Raw genomic sequence first — 13,129 nt, 5'->3', positions numbered from 1 at the left:
TTCACCAATGAAAAAACTCGTTACCCTGGGAATGGGACTTCTCTTATTCTATTCCTGCAAAAAAGAAGCTAAAGAAGAAACGCAAGATGTTGCACAATCTTTAAAAATAGAAGAGTATTCTATAGAACAGTTTATGGACAATGAAAATGCATTTGCCAATGGGTTTTCAAAAGACAAATCCAAAGTGCTAATGACCAGCAATCGTTCTGGAATCTATAATATGTATACTACCTCGGTAAAAGGAGGTGAATTGATCCCAGTTACTAAATCCGATAGTTCGTCTATATACGGAATATCATATTTCCCAGAAGATGATAGGATTTTATTCAGAATGGATGGTAATGGAGATGAAATTTTTAAAATCTTTATGAAAGACAGCGCTGGAATTAAAAGACTAACTCCAGAAAAGAATGTACGTGCCTTGTTTAGAGGGTGGTCCAAAGATGGAAAAAGTTTCTTTTACGGAAGTAACGAAAGAAATCCGAAGTTTATGGATCATTATGAAATGAATATTTCTGACTTCTCGTCTAAGGTGATTTATGAAAATAAAGATGGATTTGATTTTGCTGGTATGTCTAATGATAGAAAATATATCGCTTTATTAAAACCAGTAAATACAAACGACACTGACTTATTTGTATTAAATACTGAAACCGGTAAGAAAACTAAGATTAATGAGAACCTAAGTGGTAACTCTCCGGAAGATTTTTCTCCAGATAACAAATTTTTGTATTACACCAGTGATGATGGTGCAGAATTTAGTTATTTAATGAAGTATAATCTCGAGGACGGAACTAAGGAAAAAGTAGCTCAGAAAGATTGGGACATCACTTCTTTTTACTTTACCAGAAACGGAAAATACAAAGTAATGTTCACCAATGAGGATGCTAAAACAGTTATGGCTGTAGAAGATGTGGCTACTGGAAAACCAATGGATTTCCCCACCTTTAAAGATAAAGAAATCTCTAGTGCTAGTTTTTCTAGAGATGAAACGATGGCTTTTCTAAATGTTGCAGGTTCTAGCACACCAAGAAATGTATATTCTTATGATATAGCTACAAAAGAATATCATCAGCTTACGGATGTATTAAATAAAGATATTAATGCAGATCATTTAGTAGCATCTGAAGTTGTGCGTTTTAAATCTTTTGATGGGTTAGAAATTCCAGCAATATATTATAAACCTAAGCAAGCATCAGCTACCAATAAAGTTCCTGCTTTGGTATGGGTTCATGGAGGACCTGGAGGACAATCAAGACAAGGATTTAGCTCAATTATTCAGTATTTGGTAAATCATGGATATGCTATTTTGGCTGTTAACAATAGAGGAAGTAGTGGTTATGGGAAGACATTTTATAAGATGGATGACCAAAATCATGGAGATAAAGACCTAAAAGATTGTGTAGCCGGAAAAGATTGGTTAGCACAACAAGATATCATTGACCCTAACAAAATTGGAATTATCGGTGGTTCTTATGGAGGTTATATGACAATGGCTGCGTTAACGTATACTCCCGAAGAATTTAAGGTTGGTGTAAATATATTTGGTGTAACCAATTGGTTAAGAACTTTAAAAAGTATTCCGCCATGGTGGGAATCTTTCAAAGATGCTTTATATACAGAAATGGGAGATCCCAATACGGCTGATTCTGTAAGACTACGTAAAATTTCTCCTTTGTTTCATACGGAAAAAGTGACTAAACCACTGATTGTATTACAAGGTGCTAAAGATCCACGAGTATTGAAAGTAGAATCAGATGAGATTGTGGAAGGCGTAAGAAAAAATGGAGTACCTGTAGAGTATGTTTTATTTGAAGACGAAGGTCATGGTTTTGTAAAAAAAGAAAATCAAATTGAAGCATACGGGAAAGTTTTAAAATTTCTGAACACTTACCTTAAAGGATCTGGATCAGATGTCATTAATGATGGAAAAAAAGAAATAAAAACAGTAGAATCTGATTCTTAAAAGCATAAGCATATTTTTATGAAGAAAACAATTTTAGTAATTGCATTGTTAGCCTGTATCACTCAAGTTAATGCGCAAAATACCGGTGAAGATGAATTAGGCGCTTGGTATATGTATTTTGGTACAAATCGAATAACTGATAACCTTAGTATTCATTCCGAGGCACAGTTTCGATTTTATGAAGTAGCAAACACTTTTAACCAATTGCTATTACGAACTGGACTTAATTATCATCTTACTGACAATGCAATTGCTACAATTGGATATGGATACATTAATACAGATGGAACCTTTGCCGATATTCCTGGTGAAGAAAACAGTAATGAACATCGAATTTTTGAACAATTTATTCTCAAAAATAAAGTTGGAAAAGTAGCATTCGAACATAGATACCGATTAGAACAACGTTTTATCAGTACACAAACAGATGATTTTACAGAACATCGAGCTAGGTATCGTTTGCAACTCACCTACCCTTTTAATGATAAATGGTTTCTGAATGTCTATGATGAAGTTTTTATCAATTTACAAGAGCCAATTTTTGGTCAAAATAGACTTTATGGAGCTATTGGATATAACATAAAGTCCAACTTTAGCATTCAGGTAGGATATTTAAAAAATCACTTTACAGGAATTAATTTTGACAGAGTACAACTAGGTATTATCTATAATACTGATTTTAGAAGTAAGCAATAGAAATCATGACAATTACAAAAAAAGATAATCCAGCACTATTATTAATAGATGTTCAAAAAGGGATTAATAGTCCTGGATATTACGGTACAGAAAGAAATAATCCTAATGCAGAAAAAAATATTGAAGCATTATTACATAAATGGAGATCTGAAGAACTTCCGATATATCACGTAAAACATTGTTCTACAAACCCTGACTCTCCTCTGGCAAAAGGTAAATCCGGGAATGATTTTCAAGATTTTATCCAGCCTTTTGCTCATGAACCAATCATAGAAAAAGATGTAAACAGTGCCTTTATAAGAACAGACCTTAGAGCACAATTAACCAATAACAAGATTGATACATTAGTAATTGTTGGACTTACTACAGAGCATTGCGTGTCTACAAGTACAAGAATGGCTTCTAACTTTGGTTTTAAAGTATTCCTTATTGAAGATGGTGTTGCTGCTTTTGACAAAATAGGTTTTAATGGAGAAAGGTATAGTGCTCAAATGGTTCATGATATTGAAATTGCAAATCTAAAAGATGAATTTGCAACGGTACTAAAGACAGAGAATTTACTAACTACTTTTGATTAAGTTTTTTAAGTTAATTTTATATTTTCCTAGTTTATCTTTTATTTAAATATTAATACTAAACTGAAAAAATAATATACCAGATACTTAAAAGAGTTATAAAACAGTGATTCATTTATTCATGCGTAAACTCTGGATAAAAAAGGTGATTTTTCTACATCAAAAATACATCTATTTCCCACCAAACATCTATATGCGGCAATCGTTTAAAATGTTAAAATCATAAATTTTTGTATTTTTATCGTTAAATTTTGCTTTTTATCGATATAATTTTATAATTTTACGGTATAACCGTAATTAAAACAATTTAAGTTATAAATTCCCCTAAATCTAATACAGTTTTGTTATGAAAAAATTTCTAATATTCGCTGTCTTAACTTTATTCAGTTTTATTACTGATGTACAGGCTCAAAAAAATCATATCGATCATATGGTATGGGATCAGCTTTTGTTGCTTAATGTATCCAACGAAGGCAAAGTCGATTACAAGGGTTTTATTAGAGATAAGTTTTTATTCGATAAATACTTTAAATCTCTATCTACTAACTATCCAGCGGAAAGCGCAGAAACTACAGAAAAACTTGCTTATTGGGTAAACCTATATAATGCTGTAGTTATGAAAATGGTCATAGATCATTATCCTATTAAATCCATTAATGATCTAGAAAATCCTTGGAAGAAAAAATCCATAACAATTAATAATAAAGAATATAGTTTAGATGATATAGAACATAAAGTGCTAAGAAAAATGGATGAACCAAGAATTCATTTTCTTCTTAATTGCGCTGCCACCTCATCTCCAAAACTATGGAATAGAGCCTACACGAGTAGAAATATTACTCAAGCACTAGAAGAGAAAACCATCGAATATATAAATGATCCTTCTAAGAATTTGGTAGCTAATGATGATGTTAAACTATCAAAAGTATTTGAATGGTATGCCAAGGACTTTAATAACGGAGATATAAAAAATTATGTAAACCAATATGCTAAGGAGAAAATTCAAAAATCATCTAAAATAGCTTATCTGGAATATGATTGGAGTCTGAATGAACAAGAATAATTATATATTTATAGTCAATTGAAAATTTACTTGTATTGATCACCCAAAAATAAACGTTAACACATTTTTAACCCGCCGAAAAAGTTAGAAACAACCAAAAATTTCGACATTTAGAAAAACAACATTTCAATGAGTCTTTCTAAAATTTCTTTTACTAACACTGAAGGGCAGGTCCTTTCTGGTCGTTTAGAACTTCCTGCAGATCAACATCCACATAATTTTGCACTTTTTGCACATTGTTTTACTTGTAATAAAAACTTAGGTGCCGTTCGTAATATCAGTAGGGCGTTAACCTCTCAAGGTTTTGGTGTTCTTAGATTTGACTTTACTGGATTAGGAGAAAGTGAAGGTGACTTTGCAGATACTAATTTTTCTGGAAATGTAGAAGATCTAGTAGCTGCTGCAGACTTTCTCACAGAAAATTATCAAGCTCCTTCCTTACTTATTGGTCATTCTTTAGGAGGAGCTGCAGCAATATTCGCTGCTTCCAAACTTAATGCTATCAAAGCGGTGGCTACCATTGGTGCTCCATCAGATCCCACACACGTACAGCATTTATTACGCAGTGGATTAGACGAAATTGAAGCCAATGGAAAAGCTGTCATCAATTTGAGTGGAAGAGATTTCACCATTAAAAAACAGTTCTTAGATGATTTAGAAACAAAATCATTGGCCACAGTAGCAAAAAACCTAAATAAAGCTTTACTGGTGTTGCATTCTCCACAAGACACTACGGTAGGTATCAAAAATGCAGAAGAGATATATCACGCTGCAAAACATCCTAAAAGCTTCGTTACCCTAGACGGTGCCGATCATTTACTAATGCGTAAAGAAGATTCTATATATGTAGGAAATGTAATTGCAGGTTGGTCATCTAGATACATTGACATTCCTGAAGAACCTAAACTAAAGAGTACACATCAGGTAGTAGTCAGCCTCGGAAATGATAAAGGATATACTACTCAGATGAAAGTAGGGAATCACTATATGGTAGCTGATGAACCAGAAAGTGTCGGTGGTAATGATTTTGGACCTTCTCCATATGAATTAGTTTCTGCAGGATTATCCGCCTGTACGGCAATGACCATTAAGATGTACGTTTCGCGAAAAGGATGGGACCTAAAAAATGTAGAAGTCCACACCAGTTATGATAGAAGGCATATAGACGATTGTGAGAATTGTGAGGATCCAACGGCCAAAATTGATACGTTTGATCGAGAAATTAAATTGGAGGGTGATTTAGATGAAAAACAAATCGCTAGAATTCTTCAGATAGCTGATAAATGTCCAGTACACAAAACCTTACATACAGAAACACGAGTAATTACTAAACTGATATCGTAACATGGAATAATCCGATATTCTAGTACTTTATACATCTAAGGGTATACCCTGATTTTTATAAATCAAGGTATGCCCTTACCTTTTTTAGATGCTATCATTATAGCTTGCAGAAGTAAATAATAAACTATGTAACGATGAGGAATAGCATTAAAATTTCCAACTTATTTATTCTACTACTGTTTATACTAAGCTGCAGTAATGATGACTCAACCGAAGGGGTTTCTATCGAAAATCAACCGCCAACGGCATTTACGATCAATATAGCAATTGATAAAAACACAGCCCAGTTAAACTGGACAAATGCGGAAGATCCAGAAAATGATACTATAGAATATACTGTACTGTTGGAAAACACTCCAATCATTTCACAAAATACAACCAGTTTTATCATAGATGACCTTTTATACGATCGAGAGTATCAAGGTAGCATCATTGCCAATGATGGTAACGGAAATGAAATAGAAGTACCATTTACCTTCAAGACCGATTATATGAAACTATTATTTTTTGAATCTGATAATGGTTCGGATAATAATTTTCTATACGAATATGATAGTAATAATGTATTAGTACAATCAGTACAAAGTTTTCAAAGTGTTACTAATACAATGGTTTATGACGATAAGGGTCGTTTATCATCAATAGGTAATACCACATATACATATAATTTTAATGGACTACTCACCAAAGTTAGTGATGGAACTGGCAAAGGAGATTTAAAATTTCTTTATGATGATCAAGATCGTATACGCGAACTTAACATCCTCAGAACCGGAGATAATAATTATGTCGGTGTATCCAAAATGAATTACACCTATGACACTTCAGGAAATCTTACCGTGCTACACTTTGAAAGGAGACATACCTCCGATAATACAGATGGAGTTCAATTGACTTTTTACAGATGGTTATTATCCTATGATAATGTTGGAAATTTAGTGGAGCGCACATTTCAAACTAGTGATAACGAAGGTATCACCTATGAAACATCACGTAGACAGGTTTATGCCTATGACAACAAAAAAAATCCCTGGACACCCATCATCAAAGAGCAGTTTCAATTTAACATCCCAACCCTATTTTCTGTCCCGAGAGAGTATAGGTCTTTTCGAGTTGGTACTTTTAATATCGATGGATATGGAATTCAATTTGTGAGAGGAAATCATAATATAATCAATTTACAAGATTATAGAAATGGAGACCTAAATATCGAATTCAATATAGCGTACGAATACAACGAATCTGGTTATCCTATTTCTGCAAAATATTCGGTAAACGATATATCCCTTTTCCCTAAATGGGTTTACCAAGAATAAGCAATCAACTACCCACATCTTTACAAAACAATCAAATTTTATAATTAGAAAACAATGAAAACACTGACGAAAATTTTAAGCATCTATCTATTTGTATTGCTATGCAGCTGTAGCAGTGATGATGACGAAGAAATTATTCCATTCTCACCAGAACAATTACAAGGTGTATGGCGTATCAGCTTATATCAAAATCAAGTTCGGAATATAAGCTATGACGGAATTGATATTTTATTAGAATTTGATGGAGAATCAGCGGCGCTACGAGCATTCAATGAGGAGGCTACTACACTTGGTAGCTATGAAGTAGATCCATTCGAAATAGATTCCGAGAGAGTTTGGCAACTACAGATTGGATTAGACATTACTGATGATGCCCATGAAGTTTTAGAAAACATACGTGGCAACTGGACTGTAAAACAAGTGTTCTTAGATGCTTCAAAAATAGAATTTGAAAAAGCACTCAATCCACAATTTGATCTAGAAGTATTACATCTTGAAAGAATTACCAATATCAATGAGTAATCCAAAAACAAACTTTATATCATAAAATGGACCATAACAATAAGGTGATACCCGGCAAAATAATTATTGGCGAATTTCATCTTACAATTGAAGAAAAATAAAACACAAAAAGATGAAAAACATTTTTAAAAGAATCACTGCTACATTAGTAATTATCTTGGTTTTAAGTTGCAGTAATGATGATGACATTATAAATTCTAATACTCCTCCTCCAACACTAACCAAAGAACAACTTAGCGGAACCTGGGTAATCAGTTATTTCGAAAACCAAATAGATAAAACCTCGGATTATGAAGAATTCCGCTTTCTATTTAACGCGATTGATGATGTAGAAGCAGAAGTAGAAGATTTAAATATCGATGGAGAATACGACTTATTTAGTGACGAAATTAACGGTCAAACATATACTATAGTTGATATCTCTTTTAGAGAAGATAGTTCATCAACAATAGTAAACAATCTACTTACAGATCTTATAGAAGAATGGATCGTTACTGCTATTAAGGATAATGGAACTACTATAGAATTTGAAGAACGTGTGAGTAATAACCCACCAGAAATTCTACATCTGACCAAACTTTAAAAACAAAATCACAACAAATAATAATGATTATGAAAACATCCATATTTAGATTCGTTTTTCTAATGTCTTTACTACTTATTAGTTGTTCCGAACAAGAAGATTTACCATCCAACAGTGTTTACAATAATGATTTAAAATCAGATAATGATGATTATCTTAAAATTCAGCTTAAAGTATTATATACAATAGATAAACAAAATCCAACTAATTCTTTGAGTTGGGTATTTAACGAAACTGATTTTTACGCAACGGATATCAATAATTTTTCTGGAGTAATTACAAATCCAGCAGGTCAAATTATAATTCTAAATCTTCAAGACAAGAATTTAGACATTTTACCTTCTCAAATACATTACTTAACGTCTTTAACCCAATTATTTATTGGAAGTAATAATATTGATACTTTGCCCAATGCAATAGGGAAACTTACCAATTTACAACACTTAGATGTTAGCTTTAATCAATTATCTACTTTACCATCGAACTTCAACAAATTGGAGCATCTAAGATGGTTATCACTTTCATTTAATGAATTTCAAAACATACCAGAAGCAGTATTAGAGATAGAAAATTTAGTAGGACTTAACTTTTTTTGGAATGAGATCAATACCATTCCTGATAACATTTACAAATTAGAAAAACTTGAAGAGTTAAATCTTGCTAGGAATCAAATCACAACTATTCCCGTAAACATTTCTGGTTTAAAACAACTTAAAAAACTGTTTTTAGATAGAAACCAGATTATCAGCACAAGTTCTAATCAATATTTAGGAAAGCGAAAAACCTTAAAAGAACTAAGACTGAACAGTAACAAGCTAACTTCAATTCCTTCGCAATGGAAATATTTACAACAACTTGAAAATCTGGACATCACCGATAATCAAATTACAACTATTCCTCAAAGTGTTTGTGATTTAGAAACACAAAATGGAACTGTTATCAACTTCGACTCCTATGTGGTCTGCCAATAACTAAAACTAACTACTAATGAAAACTAGATTCATAACTTCTTTATTTTTAATAATAATGATCAATATTTTAAACGCTCAGCAATTACAAACGGGAATTGTTCAATATCCAGAATATGGAGTACAGTTTACGATTCCTAATGGATGGTTTGGCAAAGAGATGAATGATGGATATGCCATGCAATCTCAAACCGAAACCGGACTCGTTATGCTTATTGTAAACGAACTAAAAACAATTAATTCGCTTAAAGAGGAATTTTCTAAAAACATAGTAGAAGAAGGAATTTCTCTTACCCCAGAAAATAACATCGAAGTAAAAACCAATTATGTAAAACGCTATTATACCGGAACTGCTGATGGACAAGCTGTAAAAGTATTGGCGTATGGTTGTCTTAATCCTAATGGTTATGGTGTAACAGCCATGATCATGACAAGAACAAATGATTTTTCGGATGTGCATAAAAGCACTCTTTTGAAAATAAAAAATAGTTTAAAGCTTACCAAACCCAAAGTAAACGAAAGCTTCAATGCATCCATATGTAAACGTGAGTTAAGTGGAAAAAGACTGAAGCATGAAAAGAATACATTCTCTCCTGGTGGTGTTGGTGGTTTGAGCGGCAGTTATAGCGTTACCAGAATTATAGACTTATGTGCATCTGGTACATTTATGTATTATGGAGGTTCTAATGTTTCTGTAGAAAGCGAAAATGCACATGGATATAGCGGAGGCACTCAAGATAATCAGGGCGAATGGGAATTTAAGGATGAAGCAGGAAAAGTATTTTTGTATTTGCACTACAATAATGGAGAGTCCAGATACTATCATGTTACTTATGGCGAAGATGGTGGTACTTATTTAGATAACACAAGATATTATCGATTAAATTTAAAATGTAATTAACTCATTTATAAATGATTTATAAATTATCTTTATTGAATTACATCTTATCATTTATGAAAGGCACACTACGAATACTATTATTCCTATTTCTTTCTTCTGGATTTTCTCAAAATAAAATCATAGACAGTATTCAGAATGAATTAAGGATGAATCCCACCACTACAGTTAAAATGAAATTCTATAACCAATTATCACGCGCTCTGGTTAATATAGATATTGTGACCTCTGAGAAGTATAATGATTCCTTATTCGCTTTAAGTAATAAAGAAAATGATGAAAAAATGAAGATGAACGCCGTGTATAATAACGGGGTTCTAAATAGAATGAAAGGAGATTATAGTAAAGCTGAAAACTTTATTGAAAAATACTTGGCATACACCAATAAAACAAAGGACAGTGTTGAATTTGTAAAATCTATTTATCAATTAGCAACGGTTCAAGTGTATCAGGATAAAAAAGAGCAAGCCTTATCTACATACCTCAAAGCTATATCGTATATAGAGAATATGAAAGACATGCAACTCCAAAAAGCAAAAATACTAAACGCTATTGGAGTTATTTATAAGAATACGAGTCAGTATAACAAAGCCAAAGAATATCATATAAGTGCTGCAAATATTGCGATAGCAGAAAAAGATTCTACCTTATTATCTATTGTATACAACGGTTTGGGTTTGGTTTCTATGAAACAGGATAGTACTTCGAAAGCGTTAGGCTATTTTAAAAAATCTTTGGGTATTGCAGAAAAAACAAATAACACCAGAGTAAAATCATACCAATATAGAAACATTGGCATGATTTATTCTAAAAATAAAGATTTCACAAAAGCAGAAGAATACCTGAAAAAAGCACTAGTTTTAAGAAGGAAAATGAATAATAAATCTGCTATTGGTGGTTCATTATCCGACTTAGGAAATGTTTATATAGAAACCAACAAATTAGATAAAGCAGAAAGATATATAAAGGAAGCTCTTGAGATATTTAGAGAAAATAAAACAGTTTCTAACGAGAATTTAATGTATTTCTATCTAAGTACCATTGAAACTAAGCGTGGAAACCATCAAAAAGCAAATGAATTATTACATCAATATTATACCAGAAAAGATAGTTTAGAAAGTCTTGAGTTAAAAGAAAAACTCAATGACCTAGATGTTAAATATGAAACCGAAAAAAAGGACAAAGAAATCACAAAGCAACAATTAGAATTAAAATCCCAGGAAGCTAAGATTCAAAAACAACAATCCCAAAACTTAATAATGGCAGGATTAGCTATTTTTCTACTATTGACTTCAATTTTAATCTGGTTTGTATATCAACAACGCCAAAAACGAAAAGATCAAGAGATTTTAACCCTTAAAAGAGAACAACAGGTAAAAACTCTAGAATCATTGATAGAAGGTGAAGAAAAAGAACGCTTACGATTGGCAAAAGAATTACATGATGGAGTAAACGTAGATTTATCTGCTATAAAATATAAACTCACTTCATTACTGGAAAGAAATAACAAAGTCATTCATGAAGCTGTGGCCATGATAGATAAATCCTGCGAACAAGTAAGAGCCATTTCCCATAATCTAGTTCCTCCTGCCCTGCAAAACTTTAGTTTGGTAGAAACCTTACAGGATTATTGCAGTACTACTAATAGCATTCAGGATATAGAAGTTTCTTTTCAGACAGTAGGTTCTGTAATAGAGATTCCAAAGAAAGCTGAAGTTAATATCTTTAGGATTGTACAAGAATTAGTAAATAATAGCTTGAAACATTCTCAAGGATCAGAAATACACGTACAATTAAGTTATCAGGAAAATAACACTATACAACTTACGGTTGAAGATAATGGAATAGGGTTTGACACTTCCGAAACCAATATAGAAGGAATAGGACTTCAAAACATTAACTCTAGAATAACCTATTTAAATGGAAAACTGGATGTCACTTCTGATGAACAAGGAACATCTTATGTAATTGATATTAATACCAAAAAATTAGCATGACCACCAAAATCGCCATAACAGATGATCATCAAATTGTATTACAAGGTATTCAAACAATGCTCGAAGGTGTAAACGAAGTTACTATTGTTGGACTTTACAATAACGGCGCTCAGACCCTAGAATCTATTGGAACTGACCAACCAGACATCTTATTACTGGATATTAATTTACCTGACATTAATGGCATACAACTTTGCAAAAAATTAAAGCAACTACATACCAAATTAAAGATCATTGCTATTTCTAATTACGATGAAGTTTCTTTTATAAAACGAATGCTCAGTAATGGCGCAGATGGGTATTTATTAAAAAACACAGATAAATTAGAGCTTTTATCTGCATTTAAAGTTGTCTTGGAAAACGGAAAATACATTCAAAGAGATATAGAGAAAAAATTACTCAATGAATCTTTGGGCATGCAGACAAACAAAGGCTTTTTAGTAAAACTGACCAGACGAGAAAAAGAAGTATTGGAAGCGATTGCCGAAGAATTAACTACACAAGAGATTTCTGAAAAACTATTTGTAAGTGTAAAGACAATCGAAACCCATCGCATGAATATCATGAGCAAACTAGGAGCAAAAAACAGTGTTGGTATCATCAAAAAAGCTATTGAAAAAGGATTGTTATAGATTCCAGCACCTAATTTATCATAAACTTAAAAACAAAAAGGGAAGCTATACAGGACTCACGCTTCCCTTTTTCCATTATGAAAAGTATAAAAAATCTTTAGGTCTTTATTCTGACCAATATCGTAGTGTTACTTCGATCCAACCTTCTGGAGTTTCATTTTCTCCACTTACTTCTACAATCGCTGAAGAGGCTCCATCAAAATACCCATCACGTGCATCGAATCGATAGGTTCCTACAGGAAGACTTTCGAACAGTCCAACTTCATATCTGGAATCAAAATAAATTGCTCCTGTTTCAAGATTGGTAGCACCATAACCAGGTAAGGTACTTGCAGGAATTTCTTGCCCAGACCATTCATCTACCAATTTTATAATCACATCAAAACGAACATCACTTTTTTCTTCAATTGCTATGGTCTGATCTATTACCTGCTCAGTTTCACAGGACACAAAAAAGCAACCTATAAATATCAATGTAATGTACTTTAGTAGTTTCATGGTAGTTTTGGTTTAAGAGTTTCCTACAAAGTTCTTTATTAAAGTTTCAATATCGATTATCTAATGATTAT

13 protein-coding genes are annotated in these 13,129 nt (G+C 32.4%); 12 read left to right on the top strand and 1 reads right to left on the bottom strand.

What is annotated here, in order from left to right; genetic code table 11:
* Positions 1 to 7: 7 nt before the first annotated feature.
* The 12 genes from ABD077_RS19725 (at position 8) to ABD077_RS19670 (ending at position 12,560) form a co-directional block, all read left to right on the top strand.
* Entirely contained in the window at positions 8 to 1,966 is a 1,959-nt protein-coding gene (locus tag ABD077_RS19725) for a S9 family peptidase (protein WP_343913958.1), read from the top strand.
* 18 nt (positions 1,967 to 1,984) lie between these two features.
* A complete protein-coding gene (locus tag ABD077_RS19720; RefSeq protein WP_343913957.1) occupies positions 1,985 to 2,662 on the top strand; it encodes a DUF2490 domain-containing protein in 678 nt (225 codons plus the stop codon).
* Positions 2,663 to 2,667: 5 nt separating this feature from the next.
* Entirely contained in the window at positions 2,668 to 3,240 is a 573-nt protein-coding gene (locus ABD077_RS19715; RefSeq protein ID WP_343913956.1) for a cysteine hydrolase family protein, read from the top strand.
* Positions 3,241 to 3,583: 343 nt separating this feature from the next.
* Entirely contained in the window at positions 3,584 to 4,300 is a 717-nt protein-coding gene (locus ABD077_RS19710; protein WP_343913955.1) for a DUF547 domain-containing protein, read from the top strand.
* 129 nt (positions 4,301 to 4,429) lie between these two features.
* Entirely contained in the window at positions 4,430 to 5,644 is a 1,215-nt protein-coding gene (locus ABD077_RS19705) for a bifunctional alpha/beta hydrolase/OsmC family protein (RefSeq protein WP_343913954.1), read from the top strand.
* Between the two features lie 134 nt (positions 5,645 to 5,778).
* Positions 5,779 to 6,960 (top strand): fibronectin type III domain-containing protein, encoded by a 1,182-nt coding sequence (locus ABD077_RS19700; RefSeq protein ID WP_343913953.1) that lies wholly within the window; start codon positions 5,779 to 5,781, stop codon positions 6,958 to 6,960.
* A 54-nt stretch (positions 6,961 to 7,014) separates the two neighbouring features.
* Positions 7,015 to 7,482, top strand: a complete 468-nt coding sequence (locus ABD077_RS19695) for a hypothetical protein (RefSeq protein WP_343913952.1) — start codon at positions 7,015 to 7,017, stop codon at positions 7,480 to 7,482.
* 112 nt (positions 7,483 to 7,594) lie between these two features.
* The gene (locus tag ABD077_RS19690) at positions 7,595 to 8,065 is read left to right on the top strand and encodes a hypothetical protein (RefSeq protein ID WP_343913951.1); all 471 of its coding nucleotides are present in this window, start codon (positions 7,595 to 7,597) and stop codon (positions 8,063 to 8,065) included.
* Positions 8,066 to 8,094: 29 nt separating this feature from the next.
* Positions 8,095 to 9,036 carry a leucine-rich repeat domain-containing protein gene (locus tag ABD077_RS19685; protein ID WP_343913950.1) on the top strand — a complete coding sequence of 314 codons (942 nt, stop codon included), beginning with the start codon at positions 8,095 to 8,097 and terminating at the stop codon, positions 9,034 to 9,036.
* 16 nt (positions 9,037 to 9,052) lie between these two features.
* Positions 9,053 to 9,934 carry a hypothetical protein gene (locus tag ABD077_RS19680; protein WP_343913949.1) on the top strand — a complete coding sequence of 294 codons (882 nt, stop codon included), beginning with the start codon at positions 9,053 to 9,055 and terminating at the stop codon, positions 9,932 to 9,934.
* Between the two features lie 53 nt (positions 9,935 to 9,987).
* Positions 9,988 to 11,928 carry a tetratricopeptide repeat-containing sensor histidine kinase gene (locus tag ABD077_RS19675; protein ID WP_343913948.1) on the top strand — a complete coding sequence of 647 codons (1,941 nt, stop codon included), beginning with the start codon at positions 9,988 to 9,990 and terminating at the stop codon, positions 11,926 to 11,928.
* Positions 11,925 to 12,560 carry a response regulator gene (locus ABD077_RS19670; RefSeq protein WP_343913947.1) on the top strand — a complete coding sequence of 212 codons (636 nt, stop codon included), beginning with the start codon at positions 11,925 to 11,927 and terminating at the stop codon, positions 12,558 to 12,560. Before ABD077_RS19675 ends, ABD077_RS19670 begins: the two co-directional genes overlap by 4 nt.
* A 105-nt stretch (positions 12,561 to 12,665) precedes the next feature.
* Here the strand turns inward: ABD077_RS19670 and ABD077_RS19665 are convergent, their stop codons facing one another.
* Positions 12,666 to 13,058: a hypothetical protein gene (locus ABD077_RS19665; protein ID WP_343913946.1), complete on the bottom strand. Its 393-nt coding sequence runs from the start codon at positions 13,056 to 13,058 to the stop codon at positions 12,666 to 12,668.
* Positions 13,059 to 13,129 lie beyond the last annotated feature (71 nt).

The organism is Aquimarina litoralis, from assembly GCF_039523995.1.
Classification (GTDB): Bacteria; Bacteroidota; Bacteroidia; order Flavobacteriales; family Flavobacteriaceae; genus Aquimarina; species Aquimarina litoralis.
Note: the sequence above shows the minus strand (reverse complement) of the source record. Positions and strands in the feature narration are given on the sequence as shown.